This window comes from Pseudorhodobacter sp. MZDSW-24AT, assembly GCF_002794355.1.
Lineage (GTDB): Bacteria > Pseudomonadota > Alphaproteobacteria > Rhodobacterales > Rhodobacteraceae > Pseudotabrizicola.
The window spans coordinates 1-16942 of the sequence record NZ_PGOI01000013.1 but is presented as its reverse complement, the minus strand read 5'-3'; the positions used below and the strand labels follow the sequence as shown (position 1 = coordinate 16942).

Annotated in this window: 16 protein-coding genes; 11 read left to right on the top strand and 5 right to left on the bottom strand. The window is 66.5% G+C overall.

What is annotated here, in order from left to right:
- Positions 1 to 127 precede the first annotated feature (127 nt).
- From CUR21_RS16770 to CUR21_RS16760, 3 genes are all read left to right on the top strand, one after another.
- Positions 128 to 523, top strand: coding sequence for a BLUF domain-containing protein (locus CUR21_RS16770; protein WP_100198227.1), 396 nt, complete (start codon positions 128 to 130; stop codon positions 521 to 523).
- Positions 524 to 529: 6 nt separating this feature from the next.
- The gene (locus CUR21_RS16765) at positions 530 to 721 is read left to right on the top strand and encodes a hypothetical protein (protein ID WP_100198226.1); all 192 of its coding nucleotides are present in this window, start codon (positions 530 to 532) and stop codon (positions 719 to 721) included.
- Positions 722 to 835: 114 nt separating this feature from the next.
- Positions 836 to 1810 (top strand): glutathione S-transferase family protein, encoded by a 975-nt coding sequence (locus CUR21_RS16760; protein ID WP_100198225.1) that lies wholly within the window; start codon positions 836 to 838, stop codon positions 1808 to 1810.
- A gap of 129 nt (positions 1811 to 1939) precedes the next feature.
- Here the strand turns inward: CUR21_RS16760 and CUR21_RS16755 are convergent, their stop codons facing one another.
- Complete coding sequence (locus tag CUR21_RS16755; RefSeq protein WP_100198224.1) at positions 1940 to 2923, bottom strand: aldo/keto reductase; 984 nt, start codon at positions 2921 to 2923, stop codon at positions 1940 to 1942.
- 19 nt (positions 2924 to 2942) lie between these two features.
- Positions 2943 to 4256 (bottom strand): serine hydroxymethyltransferase, encoded by a 1314-nt coding sequence (glyA, locus tag CUR21_RS16750; protein WP_100198223.1) that lies wholly within the window; start codon positions 4254 to 4256, stop codon positions 2943 to 2945.
- A 94-nt stretch (positions 4257 to 4350) separates the two neighbouring features.
- On the opposite strand from glyA, the gene CUR21_RS16745 reads away from it, so the two are divergent.
- Positions 4351 to 5214, top strand: a complete 864-nt coding sequence (locus CUR21_RS16745; RefSeq protein WP_100198222.1) for a LysR family transcriptional regulator — start codon at positions 4351 to 4353, stop codon at positions 5212 to 5214.
- Here CUR21_RS16745 and deoD read toward each other — a convergent pair.
- Both deoD and CUR21_RS16735 read right to left on the bottom strand, forming a co-directional pair.
- Positions 5211 to 5906 (bottom strand): purine-nucleoside phosphorylase, encoded by a 696-nt coding sequence (deoD, locus tag CUR21_RS16740; protein ID WP_100198221.1) that lies wholly within the window; start codon positions 5904 to 5906, stop codon positions 5211 to 5213. The two genes, CUR21_RS16745 and deoD, sit on opposite strands and share 4 nt — an antisense overlap.
- Positions 5907 to 6024: 118 nt before the next feature.
- On the bottom strand, positions 6025 to 7995 hold the full coding sequence (locus CUR21_RS16735; RefSeq protein ID WP_255413793.1) for a protein meaA: 1971 nt from the start codon (positions 7993 to 7995) through the stop codon (positions 6025 to 6027).
- A gap of 254 nt (positions 7996 to 8249) precedes the next feature.
- Between CUR21_RS16735 and CUR21_RS19055 the strand changes: the two genes are divergently transcribed.
- The 6 genes from CUR21_RS19055 to CUR21_RS16700 all read left to right on the top strand — a co-directional run bounded on the left by CUR21_RS19055 (position 8250) and on the right by CUR21_RS16700 (position 14847).
- Entirely contained in the window at positions 8250 to 9596 is a 1347-nt protein-coding gene (locus CUR21_RS19055) for a 1-acyl-sn-glycerol-3-phosphate acyltransferase (RefSeq protein WP_100198219.1), read from the top strand.
- A 140-nt stretch (positions 9597 to 9736) separates the two neighbouring features.
- On the top strand, positions 9737 to 11029 hold the full coding sequence (gene ccrA, locus CUR21_RS16720; RefSeq protein ID WP_100198218.1) for a crotonyl-CoA carboxylase/reductase: 1293 nt from the start codon (positions 9737 to 9739) through the stop codon (positions 11027 to 11029).
- A 126-nt stretch (positions 11030 to 11155) separates the two neighbouring features.
- Positions 11156 to 12694 carry an ATP-dependent RecD-like DNA helicase gene (locus tag CUR21_RS16715; protein ID WP_100198425.1) on the top strand — a complete coding sequence of 513 codons (1539 nt, stop codon included), beginning with the start codon at positions 11156 to 11158 and terminating at the stop codon, positions 12692 to 12694.
- 57 nt (positions 12695 to 12751) lie between these two features.
- Positions 12752 to 12988, top strand: a complete 237-nt coding sequence (locus tag CUR21_RS16710) for an Lrp/AsnC ligand binding domain-containing protein (protein ID WP_100198217.1) — start codon at positions 12752 to 12754, stop codon at positions 12986 to 12988.
- Between the two features lie 100 nt (positions 12989 to 13088).
- Complete coding sequence (locus CUR21_RS16705; RefSeq protein ID WP_100198216.1) at positions 13089 to 14270, top strand: glutathionylspermidine synthase family protein; 1182 nt, start codon at positions 13089 to 13091, stop codon at positions 14268 to 14270.
- Positions 14271 to 14274: 4 nt separating this feature from the next.
- Complete coding sequence (locus CUR21_RS16700; RefSeq protein WP_100198215.1) at positions 14275 to 14847, top strand: DUF1190 domain-containing protein; 573 nt, start codon at positions 14275 to 14277, stop codon at positions 14845 to 14847.
- A gap of 123 nt (positions 14848 to 14970) precedes the next feature.
- Here the strand turns inward: CUR21_RS16700 and CUR21_RS16695 are convergent, their stop codons facing one another.
- The gene (locus CUR21_RS16695; protein ID WP_100198214.1) at positions 14971 to 16449 is read right to left on the bottom strand and encodes an NAD-dependent succinate-semialdehyde dehydrogenase; all 1479 of its coding nucleotides are present in this window, start codon (positions 16447 to 16449) and stop codon (positions 14971 to 14973) included.
- A gap of 118 nt (positions 16450 to 16567) precedes the next feature.
- Between CUR21_RS16695 and CUR21_RS16690 the strand changes: the two genes are divergently transcribed.
- Positions 16568 to 16942, top strand: a 375-nt coding sequence (locus tag CUR21_RS16690; RefSeq protein ID WP_157792052.1) for an alpha/beta hydrolase, incomplete at its 3' end; no start/stop codon positions are given.

The following is a 16942-nucleotide window of genomic DNA, read 5'->3' as shown; positions in this document are numbered from 1 at the left end:
CAGGATGACGCGAAGTCAGGCCCCGGTATTTCCGGGGCCTTTTGCGTGGTGACCACTGGTCTTGACAGGTCTGGTTGCATAATGTCGGGCCGGGCGCCGGCTTGGGCGCCCTGAAAGGATTGATTTGATGCCTCTGTTGCAACTTGCCTATGCGTCCCGCCCTGTCGAATATGATGGCGGCGTCCTGACTGCGATCCTGATCGAAGCGCGCCGCTGCAACATGCGCGACCAGATCACCGGGGCGCTGATCTGCCGTGAAGACCTGTTCTTGCAACTGCTGGAAGGCCCGGCGGAGGCGGTGGAGGCCACCTATGCCCGTATCTGCGCCGACAAACGGCACGAGCATGTGCGCACGCTGATGCGGCGCGAGATTGCCGATACCGCGCGGATGTTCAGCCATTGGGCGATGAAATACGATCCGGCGGACTCGCCCGTGTGGACGCGCGAGGAAGTGGCGGTGGGCGTGCCGGAAGCGGCGGGGATGGAAGGCGTTGTCTCGGTCTTTGGCCGGTTGGCGATCTAGCCGCCGATGCCGGTTCTTCTGCTGATCCTGCTGTTGGCGGTGCTGGGCTATATGTGGATCACCCGGCGCAATTCCACGCTGACGCGGGCCTGTCGCTGGCGGCAGGAACGCGCGGCGGGGCAGTGGCGTTGTGTTTCCTGTGGGGCGGTGGTGCCGGGCGGAGTGGCTCCGCGCGATTGTCTGCGGCCCCGCGACTAGGGCGGGCTTGCCCGGTTTCGAGCGGGTCTTTGTGCGCGAGCGCGAAGACTTGGCCCCCACGGGGCCGCGCCGGGATGCTAGCCTTGGCAGGAGCAACAGCGACAGGGGGACGGCATGGGACAATTGGTGGATGGGGTCTGGCATGACGAATGGTATGACACTGCCAAGACCGGGGGCGCCTTCGAGCGCAAGCAATCGACCTTTCGCAATTGGGTGACGGCGGATGGATCGGCCGGACCAAGTGGCGAGGGCGGGTTCAAGGCGGAGAGCGGGCGCTATCATCTGTATGTCTCGCTGGCCTGTCCTTGGGCGCATCGCACGCTGATCTTTCGCGCGCTGAAAGGCTTGGCCCCGCATATCGACATCTCGGTGGTGCATCCGGACATGCTGTCCGAGGGCTGGACCTTTGACACGGATTTTGACGGCGCCACCGGGGATCGGCAGTTCGGGCTGCCGTTCCTGCGCGACATCTATCTGCGCGACACGCCGGATATGTCGGGCCGGGTGACGGTGCCGGTGTTGTGGGACAAGGAGAGCGGGCGGATCGTGAGCAATGAATCCGCCGAGATCATCCGCATGTTCAATACTGCCTTTGACGGGGTGACGGGCAACCGGGAGGATTACTGGCCCGAGCCGTTGCGCGGGGAGATCGAGACTCTGAACGCGCGGATTTACGACACGGTGAACAACGGGGTCTACAAGGCCGGGTTTGCGACGAAGCAGGCGGCCTATGACGAGGCGGTGGTGGCGCTGTTCGACAGTCTGGACTGGCTGGAGGATCTGCTGGGGCAACGCCGCTATCTGACCGGGGACCGGGTGACCGAGGCCGATTGGCGGCTGTTCCCGACGCTGATCCGCTTTGATCCGGTGTATCACCTGCATTTCAAGTGCAATCGGCGGCGGATCGTGGACTACCCCAACCTGTGGGGGTTCACGCGCGCGCTTTACCAATGGCCCGGCGTGGCCGAGACCGTGCGGGTGGATCATTTCGTGCGGCATTACCATTACAGCCATGACACCATCAATCCGAACCGGATAATTCCGATCAACCCGGTGCTGGATTACGCGGCGCCGCACGGGCGCGGCTGATCGCTGCGGCGGGGACACGCGCGGCGATAACCGGACGCGCGGGTGTCCGGCGGTGGAGGGGGGCTGTCTGCCCCCCGCGCGTGCCGCGCCCCCCCGAGGATATTTGAAAACAGATGAGCGGGGGCGGGGTCAGCTGTAGCGCTCGACCGAGGCGGCCATCGCGTCATTGTAGCGGTCGCCCGAGGCCCAGCCGACGGGGAGGGTGGTGTCGATCGCCTGAAGCTCGGCGGCGGAGAGGGTGATCTGCGGGGCTTTGGCCCAGGCGGCGAGGTGGCGCGCGCTGCGGGTGCCGGGGATCGGGATCAGGTGGTCGCCCTGGTGCAGGCACCATGCGAGGGCGAGGGCGGCGGGGTGGTGGCCCAAATCAGCGGCGAGGCGCTGGAAGGCGAGGAGGTAGGGTTTGTTCTGCGGCCAGTGTTCCGGCGCGAAGCGGGGGATCTGGCTTCGGAAAGGGCCGAGGTCGTGCTGATCGGGGTCGAGCATCGGTTGGCCGAAGGCACCGCGCGCCAGCGGCGAGAAGGGGATGAAGGCGACGCCCAAGGCGGCGCAGGCCTGCAGCAGGCCGAGTTCGGGTTGGCGGGTCCAAAGCGAGTATTCGTTCTGCACCGCCGTCACGGGCTGTTCGGCATGGGCGCGGCGCAAGGTATAGGGCGCGATTTCCGACAGGCCATAGCCGCCGATCTTGCCTTCGCGGATCAGGTCGCCCATCAGCCCTGCCACCTCGGCGATGGGGGTGCCGGGGTCGTGGCGGTGGAGGTAGAAAAGATCGACATGATCGGTGCCCAAGCGGCGGAGCGAGCCTTCGAGCTCGGCCCGCAGGTGGGCGGGGTTGTTGTTCACGCCGCGCTGCGCGCCCGAGACGATGCCTGCTTTGGTGGCGATCACCGGGCGGTGGCGGCGGCTGGCGAGCCACTGGCCGATGACGGATTCCGACGTGCCGTTGCCATAGACATTGGCGACGTCGAGAAAGGTGATGCCGTGGTCCCAAGCGGCATCGAGGCAGGCAAGCGAGGTGGCCGTGTCGGTCGCGCCGAAGAGGCCGCCGAAGGACAGGCAGCCGAGGCCCAAGGCCGAGACGGTGGGGCCGCTGGACCCGAGTGTGCGGTGATTCATGGCGGCCCCTTTGGTGATGTCAGGCGTTGATATAATGCAGGCCCGTGAAGCGCGCCCGCAAGGCGCGGGTCTGCGGGGCGAGGGTTTCGGCTGCGTTGGAGCGTAGCGCGCTGGCAATGAGGGAAGCAAGGGCGGGGGCGTCGGCGGGGGTGACGCCGCGGCGCACAAGCTCGGGCGCGCCGATGCGCAGGCCGTTCATATCACCCGGCACGTCGGGCAGGGGCAGGCCGATGCCGCAGGCGAGAAAGCCCGCCTTGCGCAGGGTTTTCGAGGCGGCCTGACCGCCGCCGAAGGGGGCGGCCTCGATCGCGAATTGGTGGGTTTGGGTGGCGCCGCGGTCGGCGGCGAAGACGGGCAAACCGAGGGCATCAAGTTCGCGCGCAAGGGCTTGGGCGAGGGCGACCATGGCCTTTGCATAGGCCGCGCCGTGATCGCGCCAGTCGAGCAGGGTGATGGCGAGGGCGGCGGATTTGGCGGCGTCGAAATTGGCGGTCATGCCCGGAAAGGCGATCTGGTCCAGCCGCTCGGCGATGGTGGCGTCGTTGGTGACGATCAAGCCGCCGGCGGGGCCGCCGAGGGATTTATAGGTGCTCATCGTCATCAGATGCGCGCCCATGGCCAAGGGGTTGCCCCAGGTGCCGCCCGCGATGATGCCGCATTGATGGGCGGCGTCAAACAGGACATGGGCGCCGACCTCATCCGCGATGGCGCGGATCTCGGAGACCGGATGCGGGAAGAGGTTGAGGCTGCCGCCGATGGTGATGATCTTGGGGCGGGTGCGCTGGGCGAGCGCGCGCAGGCCGGGCAGGTCGAGGGTGTAGCCATCGGGGTTGACGGGGGCGGGATGGGTGACAAGGCCGTAGAGGCCCGCGCAGCCGGCGGCGTGGTGGGTGACATGGCCGCCGACGGCGGCGGGGGGCGCGATGATGCAATCGCCGGGTTTGGCCAGCGCCATGAAGCCATAAAGGTTGGCCAGCGCGCCTGAGCCCACGCGGATTTCGGCGTAGCGCGCGCCGAAGATTTCGCAGGCGAGTTCGGCGGCGATGACCTCGATCTCTTCGATCGCCTCCAGCCCCATTTCATATTTGTCGCCGGGGTAGCCGAGGCTTGGCCGGGAGCCGAGCCCGCGCGCGAGGGCGGCTTCGGCGCGGGGGTTCATCACATTGGTGGCGGGGTTGAGGTTGAAGCAGTCCTGATCGTGAATCTGAAGATTGGCGGCGATCAGGGCGTCGATGCGGGCGTTGACGTGGGCCGAAGGGGCGGCGGCGGCGGTGGCGAGGGTCTGGACGAAAGCGTCGGTGGGAACCCAAGGGCGGGGGGCTTGGTGGGGCATGGCAATCTCCTGTGATGGGGGCAGGATGCGGGGGGCGGGGATTGCGCGCAAATGAGTTTTCAGAAATATGAGGGTTAGAAAACCTGAGGCTTTGATGGCTGTTTCCCCGCCCCGCCTGCCGGATCTGCCGTTGAACGCGCTGCGGGCCTTTGAGGCGGCGGCGCGGCTGGGAGGATTTGCGGCGGCGGCGGCCGAGTTGGGGGTGACGCCGGGCGCGGTGACGGCGCAGGTCAAGCAATTGGAGGCGGTGCTGGGCGCGGCGCTGTTTGTGCGCGGGCCGCGCGGGGTGGCGCTGACGCCCTTGGGCGCGCGGGTGCTGCCCGAGCTGTCGGCGGCCTTTGACGCTTTGGGCGCGGTGGGGCGGCGTTTGCGGGCCGAGGCACGGCCGCGTGCGGTGCATATTGCCACCTTGCCCGCGATTGCGCAGCTGTGGCTGTCGCCGCGTCTGCCCGCCTTGCGCGCGGCCCATCCCGAGATTTCCCTGTCGATCACCGCGATGGAAGCGCCGCCGAACCTGAAGCGGGCGGGGTATGATCTGTGCCTGTTTCCCGGGCGGGCGTTGGGCGAGGTGGTGGCCGAGGACCGGATTTTCCCGGTCTGCGCGCCGGGGATGGCGGCGCGGTTGCGCAGGGTGGAGGATCTGGCCGGGGTGCCTTGCCTGAGCGATGCGACATGGCGCGGCGATTGGGGGCTGTGGCTGGCGGCGGCAGGTGTGGAGCTGGTGCCTTTGGGGCCAGTGTTTTCGCTTTATGCGCTGGCGGTCGAAGAGGCGGTGAACGGCGGCGGGGTGGTGATGGGGCACGCGCCCTTGGTGGCGCGGCATCTGGAGCAAGGGCGGCTGGTGCGGCCCTTTGCGTGCGAGGTGGTGCTGCCCGCCGGGCTGCGCCTGTGGTCGGCGCGGCCCCTGCGGGCAGGAGAGGCGGCGGCGCGGGTGGCCGAAGCCTTGCGCGCGCCTTAGGAAAAGGCGGCGTGCAGCGCGATGTCGACCATGGCGGCAAAGCTGGTTTCGCGGTCGGCGCTGGGCAGGGCCTCGCCGGTCAGGATGTGATCCGACACGGTGAGCACCGAGAGCGCGCGGCGTTGGTAGCGGGCGGCGAGGGTGTAAAGCTCGGCGGTTTCCATTTCCACCGCGAGGCAGCCGTGGCGCTGAAGCTGGTCGTTCAGATCCTTGCGTTCGTCATAGAAGGTGTCGGAGGTGAAGATGCCCCCCACATGCACCGGGCCGGTGGCGGCGGCATGCGCCTTTGACAGCAGGCCGAAGTCGGCAACGGGCGCGAAGTGCATTTCGCGGAAAATGCTGGTGGAGGGCGAGCCGATGGTGGAGGCCGCTTGCGCCAGCACCACATCGCGCACCGCGATATGGGGTTGCAGCGCGCCGCAGGAGCCGATGCGGATGAGCGTTTGGGCGCCGTAGTCGCGGATCAGTTCGTTCACATAGATCGAGAGCGAGGGCATCCCCATGCCGGTGCCGTGGATGGTGACGCGGTTGCCGCGCCAGGTGCCGGTATAGGCCAGCATGCCACGGGTTTCCGACACCAGCCGCGCGTCGTCGAGAAAGCGCTGGGCGGCCCAGCGGGCGCGGTAGGGATCGCCCGGGAGGAGGCAGGTTTCGGCGATGTCGCCCGGGCTTGCGCCGATGTGGAAGGTCATGATTGTGCTCGATCCGAATTTCAAGGGGCGGCCTTTAGGCACTTCGTCGGGCGAGGGCAAGAGGGTGCGCAATCGTTTGCGCGAGTTGTCGCCCGCCCGGGGGGCGGCGGGCGGCGGGTCATTCGGCGGCGACGGGTCGGGTCTCTACCAGATCGACGATGTCGCGCATGATGCGGTTCAGTTCGAAATCCTTGGGGGTGTAGACGGCGGCGACGCCCAGCGCGCGCAGGCGGGCGGCATCGGCCTCGGGGATGATGCCGCCGACCACCAGCGGGATATGCGCGAGGTTGGCGGCGCGCATGAGATCCAGCGTTTCGGTGATGAGCGGCAGGTGGCTGCCGGAAAGGATCGAGAGGCCAATCACATGCGCCTGCTGGTCGGCGGCGGCGCTGACGATTTCAGCCGGGGTGAGGCGGATACCTTCGTAATGGATGTCCATGCCACAGTCGCGGGCGCGGGCGGCGATTTGTTCGGCGCCGTTGGAATGGCCATCGAGCCCCGGTTTGCCGACGAGGAACTTGAGCGGGCGGCCCAGTTTGGAGGACAGGGTGGCCACGGCTTCGCGGATCGGCTCCAGCCCTTCGGTGCGGTTGGAGAGGTGGCGCGAGACGCCGGTGGGGGCGCGGTATTCGCCAAAGGCACGGCGCACCACGGCGCCCCATTCGCCGGTGGTGACACCGGCGCGGGCGCAAGAAATGGAGGCGGGCATGATGTTGCTGCCGTTCGCGCAAGCGTCGGCCAGAGCGGCGAGGGCGGATTTGACGGCGGCTGGGTCGCGCTGGGCGCGCCATGCCTGCAGGCGGGCGATCTGATCGGCCTCGGCCTGCGGGTCGGCGGCCATGATGCTGCCATCCCCGGTGGTGAGCGGCGAGGGTTCGGTGGTGGTGAAGCGGTTGACGCCGACGACCGTGGTTTCCTTGGATTCGATGCGGGCGATGCGCTCGGCATTCGCCTCGACCAGACGGGATTTCATGTAGTCGATGGCGGCCACCGCGCCGCCCATGGCATCGATCTGCGCGAGTTCGGCGCGGGCGCCGTCCTTGAGCTGGGCCACCTTGCGGTCGATGGCGGGGTTGCCGTCGAAGAGATCGTCATATTCCAGAAGATCGGTTTCGTAGGCGAGGATCTGCTGCATGCGGAGCGACCATTGCTGATCCCAAGGGCGGGGCAGGCCCAACGCCTCGTTCCACGCCGGAAGCTGGACGGCGCGGGCGCGGGCGTTTTTCGAGAGCGTCACCGCCAGCATCTCGATCAGGATGCGGTAGACGTTGTTTTCGGGCTGGGGTTCGGTGAGGCCCAATGAGTTGACCTGCACGCCATAGCGGAAGCGGCGGAACTTGGGATTGGTGATGCCGTAGCGGCTGTGCGTGATCTCATCCCAGAGGTCGACGAAGGCGCGCATCTTGCACAGCTCGGTCACAAAGCGGATGCCCGCGTTGACGAAAAAGCTGATGCGGCCCACCATATGGGGGAAGTCCGCGGCGGAGACTTTTCCTTTCAGGTCATCCAGCACGGCGCAGGCGGTGGCGAGCGCGAAGGCCAGTTCCTGTTCCGGCGTCGCCCCTGCCTCTTGCAGATGGTAGGAGCAGATGTTCATCGGGTTCCATTTGGGCAGGTGCTGTTGGGTATAGGCCGCAACATCGGTGATCATGCGCAAGCTGGGTTTCGGCGGGCAGATATAGGTGCCCCGGCTGAGGTATTCCTTGATGAGATCGTTTTGCACGGTGCCGTTCAGCGCCGCGATCTCGGCCCCCTGTTCCTCGGCCACCGCGATATAAAGCGCGAGGAGCCAAGGCGCGGTGGCGTTGATCGTCATCGAGGTGTTCATCTGATCGAGCGGGATCTGATCGAAGAGCGCGCGCATATCGCCCAGATGCGCGACCGGCACGCCGACCTTGCCCACCTCGCCCCGGGCAAGGATATGGTCGCTGTCATAGCCGGTTTGGGTGGGCAGGTCGAAGGCGACGGAAAGCCCGGTTTGGCCTTTGGACAGGTTGGTGCGGTAAAGCGCGTTGGAGGCGGCGGCGGTGGAGTGGCCGGCATAGGTGCGGAACAGCCAAGGGGTGTCTTTGGTCATCGGAGCCTCCACCGCGCGACTCGGGGTGCGCGCAATAATGTTTCTCTTTGTGACAGATAGGAGAAATATTATGCCTGTGTCAATTCGCTGCGTTGCGGCAATTGCCGGAGGCGTGGGAGGGGGCGTGGGAGGGGGCGTGGGAGGGGGGCGCGGGAAGGCAGGCGTGGGAGGGGGGCGCTGCCCCCCGCGCGTGCCGCGCCCCCCCGGAGTATTTGGAAAAGGTGCAAATGGATTGCGCGGGCGCGGGGTTGGGGTAGGGTTGGCGCATGTTTCAGACCGTTGAGATCCCTGTCTGGTTGGTGGTGGTGCTGTTTGCGCTGCCGGGTGTGGCGGCTTTGGACCGGATCATCGGGCCGGGGGTGCGCTGGTTTTTCCGGCGGCGGATGGAGCGGTTGCTGGCGCGGGTGAATGCGCGGCTGGAGCGCAAGATCGAGCCGTTCAAGCTGATGCGGCGGCAGGATATGGTGGTGCGGCTTTTGTATGATCCGGCGGTGCTGGAGGCGGTGGCCGAGCGGGCGGCCGCCAAGGGGGTGCCGGGGGAGGTGGTGCTGGAAGAAGCGCGCACCTATGCGCGCGAGATCGTGCCGGGGTTTTCGGCGTTGTTTTACTTCGGCTTTGCCACCCGGGCGGCCCGGGCGCTTTCGGCGGTGTTTTTCCGGGTGCGGGTGGGGGTGGTGGCGGAAGAGCTGCGCGCCATCGACCCGCGCGCCACCGTGATCTTCGTGATGAACCACCGCAGCAATATGGATTATGTGCTGGTCACATGGCTGGTGTCGGGGCGGGCGGCGATTTCCTATGCGGTGGGGGAATGGGCACGGGTCTGGCCGTTGAGCCGCTTGATCCGGGCGATGGGGGCCTATTTCATCCGGCGCGGCAGCCACAATGCGCTCTATCGCCGGGTGCTGTCGCGCTATGTGCAGATGACCACGGCGGAAGGCACCACGCAGGCGGTGTTTCCCGAAGGCGGGCTGAGCCTGACCGGGCGGGTGGGCGCGGCGCGCATGGGGCTGTTGTCCTATATCTGGGCCGAGTTCGATCCGGCGTCGGTGGCGCGCGGCGGGCGCGATGTGGTGTTCGTGCCGGTGGGCCTCGCCTATGACCGGGTGCTGGAGGATGCGCTGTTGGTGAAGGCCGCGCGCGAGGGGGGGCGGCGGTTCCGCGCGCCCTTGCTGCGGGTGCTGTGGGAGGCGCTGCGGATTGCGGTGAAGCGGGCAGGCGGGCGGCGGTTTCTGTTCGGGACGGCGGCGGCGGGTTTTGGGCGGCCGATTTCCCTGCGCGCGCATCAGATGACGGGGCAGGATCTGGAAGCGCTGGGCGTGCGGCTGATGGCGGAGGTGGAGCGGGTGGTGCCGGTGCTGGCGGTGCCGCTGGTGGCGGCCTCGGTGGCGATGGGGGTGCCGGTGGCGGCGCTTGCGGCGCGGCTGGAGGCCGCGGGCGCGGTGATGCGGCTGGCGCCGGGCGGGCAGGCGCAGGCCGAGGCCGAAGGCCGGGCGGCGCTGCAGCTGCGCGGTGTGCTGGACGCGGCGGGGCAGGTGGTGCCGGGAATGGAGGATTTGCTGGCATTTTATGCGGCCCCCGTGCGGCAGCGGTTGGGGGAGGCGGCCTCGGCGTGAGGATTTCTGCGACGCAGCGGACATAAAATTACAAAAATTAGTTCGATACTATTGCAATATTGCGCGATGGGTCTTTATCCTTGGGCATCGGCGCGGCGATTCTGCGGCGCGGCATTGGATGACAGCAGGAGGAAGGCCCCATGGCTCTGGACACGCAAACCGCCATCGCCGCCTATGAGGCGCCGATCAAGGACCTGTATGAAATCGGCGAGCTGCCGCCTTTGGGCCATGTGCCCAAGCAGATGTATGCTTGGGCGATCCGGCGCGAGCGGCATGGCGAGCCGGAGGTGGCCATGCAGCAGGAGGTGGTGGACACCTGGACCATCGACAGCAATGAGGTGCTGGTGTTGGTGATGGCGGCGGGGATCAATTACAATGGGGTCTGGGCCGGGCTTGGCCAGCCGATCAGCCCGTTTGACGGCCACAAGCAGCCCTATCACATTGCCGGGTCGGATGCCTCGGGCATCGTCTGGGCGGTGGGCGACAAGGTCAAGCGCTGGAAAGTGGGCGATGAGGTGGTGATCCACTGCAATCAGGACGACGGCGATGACGAAGAATGCAACGGGGGCGATCCGATGTTTTCGCCCACGCAGCGGATCTGGGGCTATGAGACGCATGACGGGTCTTTCGCGCAGTTCACCCGGGTGCAGGCGCAGCAGTTGATGCCGCGGCCCAAGCATCTGACGTGGGAGGAGAGCGCCTGCTACACGCTGACGCTGGCCACGGCCTATCGGATGCTGTTCGGGCATGAGCCGCATGATCTGAAGCCGGGGCAGAATGTGCTGGTCTGGGGGGCGAGCGGGGGCCTTGGGTCTTATGCGATCCAGCTGATCAACACGGCGGGGGCCAATGCGATTGGCGTGATCAGCGATGAGAGCAAGCGCGCGTTTGTGATGTCGATGGGCGCCAAGGGCGTGATCAACCGCAACGAGTTCAAGTGCTGGGGGCAATTGCCGAAGGTGGGGAGCCCGGACTATGCGGCCTGGTTCGCCGAGGCGCGCAAGTTTGGCAAGGCGATCTGGGACATCACCGGCAAGGGCGTGAATGTCGACATGGTGTTCGAGCATCCGGGGGAGGCGACATTTCCGGTCAGCAGCCTTGTGTGCAAGAAGGGCGGCATGGTGGTGATCTGTGCGGGCACCAGCGGATTCAACTGCACCTTTGACGTGCGCTATATGTGGATGCATCAGAAGCGTTTGCAGGGCAGCCATTTCGCGCATCTGAAACAGGCGGCGGCGGCGAACAAGCTGATGATCGAGCGGCGGCTGGATCCGTGCATGTCGGAGGTGTTTCCTTGGGGGGATATTCCGAAGGCGCATACCAAGATGATGCGCAACCAGCACAAGCCGGGGAATATGGCGGTGCTGGTGCAGGCGCCGGTGACGGGTTTGCGCACCTTTGATGACACGCTGGAGGCGAGCCGCCGGGGGTGAGCCTTGTGTTTTCGGGTGTAGGGCGGGGTTAACCCCGCCCTGCCGCGGGGGCAGGGGGCAGGCGGGTTTTGCTGCGCTCTGCTCTGGTGCCGGGCGGGGCTTGGCCCTATGGTCGCGGCCATGAGCATGACCCAGCCCGCCCCCCTTGCCTTGACCCTTTCCGACGATCAGGCCGAAGCGCATGACCGTGTGGCCGCCGATCTGTTGGCGGCCGGGATCGATCTGGACCATGGCGCGCTGTCGCCGCCCGGCGAGGGGAAATCCACCGTTCTGGCGGTGATGGGCAAGGCCGGGTCGGGCAAGACCATGCTGCTGGCCCAGTTGACGCGCGCGATGATCGAGGCAGGCGTCGAGGTGGTTTCGGGCGATTACGAAGGCAAGAAGCGCAAGGAGCGCCGCACGCTGGCGGTGCTGGCGCCGACCAACAAGGCGGCAAGTGTGCTGCGGATGCGCGGGGTGCCCGCGACCACCATTCACCGCATCCTGTATACCCCTCTTTATGACCCGCAATATGAGAAGATTGCCGAGTGGCTGACCGGCACCGGCGACCGTCCGGTGATCGAGGATCTGCCGGATCTGGCGTTGGACCGGGCGTTTGCCTTTTATCAGCAGGTTGCCTCGATCCCCGGGGCGCTGGCGGCGGCGGGGTTGCGGGGGTCGGATTTCATCAAGGGCTGGAAGCGGCGCGACGAGCCTTTGGATGTGGGGTTCATCGACGAATCTTCGATGCTGGACGAGCGGCAGTTTGACGACCTGCGCGAGATTTTCCCGACGCTGGTGCTGTTTGGTGATCCGGCGCAGCTGGCCCCGGTGGGGCAATCGGGCAGCATGGTGTTTGACCGGCTGGGCGACAGCAAGAAGCTGATGCTGAACCGCATTCACCGGCAGGCGCAGGACAACCCGATTCTGGATCTGGCCCATGCTTTGGCCGACCCTGACATCGGCTTTGACCAGTTCGAGCGGCTGGTCGAGGAGGCGGCCAAGCGGGACGAGCGGGTGGTCTGGGCCGAGCGGGTGGATGCCGACATGATGGCGCGCTCGCCCGCGCTTGTGTGGCGCAATGCCACCCGCATCCGGCTGATCACCGCCTTCCGCGCCGCGCATGGCGCGCCGGATGACGCGCTGTTGCCGGGGGAGCCCTTGATCTGTGACGGGATCGAACTGCCCTTGAAGCATCGCAAAAAGCGGATCGATCTGGAAGCGCGCGGGCTGATCAAGGGGGCGCAGGTGATCTACCTTGGCCCCGGCAACCGCCCCGGTTTTGCCAAGATCCATGTGGTGGGGGCCGAAGATCCGCAGGTTTCGGCCGCCAGCATCATCAAGATCGAGCGGCCCGATGAGGATGAGCCGCTGATCGCCAGTGCCGCCACCATGGGGGCCGCGTTCCTGCACGGGGCGGCGGTGACGATTCACAAGGCGCAAGGCAGCCAGTGGGAGAATGTGCAGGTGTTTTCCCCGGATCTTTTTGCCGCCGCGCAGGCAGGGCGGTCGGAGGCCGGGTTGCCGCTGTGGAAGCGGCTGGCCTATGTGGCGATCACCCGGGCGGAAAAGCGGCTGTTCTGGGTGGTGCGGGCGCGGCTGGCGCGGCCTTTGGGGCCGCTGGTGGTGGACGATCTGAAGCCTGCTTCGGTGCCGCTGACGCTGCGCGCGCAAAGCGACGGCTGACCCTTTATCCTGCGGGACACGCGCGCTAGGGTGACCGTCAAGGACAGGAGGCCCCCCATGCGCTGTGTATTCGTTCAGTTCCGCTGCACCCCCGGCAAGACCTATGAGGTGGCCAATGCCATCTGGGACCGGGAGGTGGTGTCGGAGATGTATTCCACCAGCGGCGAATATGATCTGATGGCCAAGGTCTATATTCCCGAGGATCAGGATGTGGGCCAGTTCCTGAACGCGGCACTGTTCGACATTCCGGGGATCAGCCGCACGCTGACCACGATGACCTTCCGCACCTTCTGAGCCGCGCCGGGCGCAGAGGCCTGTGGCGCTTGGGACAGTGTGTCCGGTTGCGCCGCACCCAAGCCGGGGCCATATCAAGGGCCAGCACGAGGAGACAGAGTTGGACCGTATCACCTTGCCCGAGCGTCCGGAGTGGCGCGCGAAGGCCGCAGAGCTTGGCTTTACCTTTGCCGACATGCATGGCGAGCCCTATTGGGACGAGACCTCGGCCTATGCCTTCACATTGGAGGAGATCGAAGGCCAGATCGAAGATCCGTGCACCGAATTGCACGGCATGTGCCGTGAGGCGGTGGCGGCGGTGCTGGCCGATGAGGCCTTGATGGAGCGGATGGGCCTGCCGCGCCTGCGCTGGGAGTTCATCCGCGACAGTTGGGAGGCGGGCGAGCCCGAGGTTTATGGGCGGTTCGATCTGGCCTATGATGGCAAGGGACCGGCCAAGCTGCTGGAATACAACGCCGATACGCCGACATCGCTGTATGAAAGCGCGAGCTTTCAGTGGCTGTGGTATGAAGATCAGCTCGCTGCCCGCGTGTTGCCCGAGGGCAGTGATCAGTTCAACCGCATCCATGAGGCGCTGGTGGAGCGCTTTGCCGAGATCTTCCCGCCCGACACCGATCTGCATTTCGCCGCCATCGCGGGCGCGCCCGAGGATTATGCCACGGTGGAAACCATGGCTTGGGCCGCGCGCGAGGCAGGGATGGGGGCGCATTACACCGATCTGGAGAAGATCGGGATCAGCGATCAGGGCCAGTTCACCGATGCCGAGGACCGGGTGATCGGGACCTTGTTCAAGCTTTATCCGTGGGAAGACCTGTTTGCCGATGAATTTTCGGCGCATCTGGCGGGGGCGCAGTGCCGGTTCATCGAGCCTGCGTGGAAGGCGCTGGTGTCGAACAAGGCGATCCTGCCGGTGCTGTGGCAGATGTTTCCGGGCCATCCCAACCTGCTGCCTGCGTTTTTTGCCGATGACACCAAGGGCTTGGCCGATGCCGCGCATCTGATGCTGGCAGGGCACGTGACCAAGCCGATTTTCTCGCGCGAGGGGGCGTCGGTGACGATCACCGCGCAAGGGAAGGTGTTGGAGCGGGCCACCAACCGCGACTATGACCGGCATCCGATGATCGTGCAGGGCTATCAGCCGCTGCCGGTGATGGGCGGCTTTCGCCCGGTGATCGGGGCCTGGATGGTGGGGGAGGCCTGTGTGGGCTTGGGGGTGCGCGAGGACCGGGCGCTGATTACGCAAGACCTGTCGCGGTTCAAGCCGCATTTCATTGAAGGGTGAAGCCATGAAAAGATCACGCGCAGTGTCACTGGGGATATTGGGAGCGGCGGCGTTCGGGCTGGCGGCCTGTCAGCAGGAAGAGCAGACGGATGCGGCGGCCTTTCCCGATGAGGCGTCCTGCGTGGCGGCGGCGGCGCAGAGCGGCTGGTTCACGCGGGAAGATTGCGCCGCGACCTTTGCCGAGGCGCAGGCTTTGCACGCGGAAACCGCGCCGCGTTATGAAAGCCGGGAGCTGTGCGAGGAAGAGCATGGGGTGGGCAATTGCGGCGGCGACGCGGCGGCCGGATCCGGCGGCGGCGGCAGCATCTTCATGCCGCTGCTGGCGGGCTATCTGATCGGACAGGCGCTGGGCGGCGGGCGTGCGATGGCGCAGCCGGTGGTGCCCAAGGCGGGCGGCGGCTATGCGACGCCGACCGGGGGCACCCAGCTTTCGCGGCTCAATTCCACCGGCAAGATGGGCACGGCGGCCTTTGCCAAGGCCCCGACGACGGCCGGTCAGCCGCCGATGACGCGGGCGGCGGTGCAAAGCCGGGGCGGCTTTGGCGGCGCGGCGGCGACGCGGTCGGTGGGCGGCTGAACGGCGCACTTCGGGCCAAGTGCGGACAAGGGGGCGTGCCGCCCCCTTGGACCCCCTGCGGATATTTAAGCCAAGATAAAGGCAAAAGGGCGCGCGAGGCTTTGGTCCGCGCGCCCTTTTGGTTTAGATCGAGAGGCAGACGTATTTGAGCTCGAGGTAGTCATCCATGCCGTGGTGGCTGCCTTCACGGCCGAGGCCGGATTGCTTGACGCCGCCGAAGGGGGCGAGTTCGGTCGAGATGATGCCGGTGTTCACGCCGACAATGCCGTATTCGAGCGCCTCTTGCACGCGGGTGATGCGCCCGATCTCGCGGCTGTAGAAATAGCTGGCGAGGCCGAAGATGGTGTCATTGGCCTTGGCCACGACTTCCTCTTCGGTGTCGAACTTGAAGAGCGGCGCGAGGGGGCCGAAGGTTTCTTCGGTGGTGACCAGCATATCCTCGGTGACGCCGGTGAGGATGGTGGGCTCGAAGAAATTGCCGCCAAGGGCGTGGCGGTTGCCGCCGGTTTCGATTTTCGCGCCTTTGGCGGTGGCGTCGGCGATGTGTTCTTCGACCTTTTCCACGGCGGCTTTGTTGATCAGCGGGCCGAATTGCACATCTTCGGAGAGGCCATCGCCGACGCGGGTTTTCGCCACCGCGGCCTGAAGTTTGGCGGCGAAGGCGTCATAGACCCCGGCCTGCACATAGATGCGGTTGGCGCAGACGCAGGTTTGGCCGTTGTTGCGGAACTTTGACATCATCGCACCGGCCACGGCGGCGTCGAGATCGGCGTCGTCGAACACGATGAAGGGGGCGTTGCCGCCCAGTTCCATCGAGCATTTCATCACCTGATCGGCGGCCTGGCGCAGCAGGATGCGCCCCACCTCGGTGGAGCCGGTGAAGGTGAGTTTGCGCACGATGGGGTTTTCGCAGAATTCCTTGCCGATGTCGGAGGATTTGCGCGAGGTGATGACCGAGAGGATGCCTTTTGGCAGGCCCGCGCGCTCGCCCAAGACCGCCATGGCCAGCGCCGAGAGCGGGGTTTCGGCGGCGGGGCGGGCGACAAAGCCGCAGCCAGCGGCGAGGGCGGGGCCGGCCTTGCGGGTGATCATCGCATTGGGGAAGTTCCAAGGCGTGATCGAGCCGACCACGCCGATCGGCTGTTTCAGCACCGTGATGCGCTTGTCGCGCTGATGGCCGGGGACGGTTTCGCCGTAGACGCGTTTGGCCTCTTCGCCGAACCATTCGATGAAGGAGGCGCCATAGGCGATTTCGCCCTTGGCTTCGGCCAGCGGTTTGCCCATTTCGGCGGTGAGGATGGTGCCGAGGTCGTCCTGATGGGCCATCATCAATTCAAACCATTTGCGCAGGACCTGCGCGCGTTCCTTGCCGGTGCGGGCGGCCCAGTCTTTCATCGCGGTGTTGGCGGCGGCGATGGCGCGGGCGGTTTCGGCGCGGCCAAGGTTGGGCACGCGGGCGATTTCGTCGCCGCGCGCGGGGTTGATCACGGCGAAGGTTTCGCCATCATCGGCATCGATCCACTCGCCCGCGACATAGGCCTTGGTGGCGAGAAGCGAAGGATCTTTCAGGAGCGACGCGAGATCGGTCACGGAATCGAGCATGTGGGGCCTCCCATTTCGGTGTGTCTCATGCAAAGCATGGGGCGGGCGGGCTGTCCAGTTCCGACAGGGCGGCGGGGCGGGAAGCTGCCTGATTTTTGATCAAATCGGGGCGTGTGGGATGGATTTTGCAAGCGAAGCCGACCGGGCCTATGCCAATGGGGCCTTTATTCCGGGGGCGGATGGCTTTGTGCCGAAGTGGCGCGCGGCGGCGGCGGCGTTTCGGGAGGCCACGCGCTGCGATCTGGGGCGGACCTATGGGCCGGGGGCGCGGCAGCGCTGGGATCTGTTCCTGCCCGAAGGCAGGCCGCGCGGGGTGATGGTCTACCTGCATGGCGGCTATTGGATGGCCTTTGACCGGGGGGATTGGTCGCATCTGGCGGCGGGGGCGCTGGCGCGCGGCTGGGCCTGTGCGGTGCCCTCCTACACGCTGGCCCCCGAGGCGCGGCTGGCCGAGATCAGCGGCGAGGCGGCGGCGGCGGTGCGGGCGGCGGCG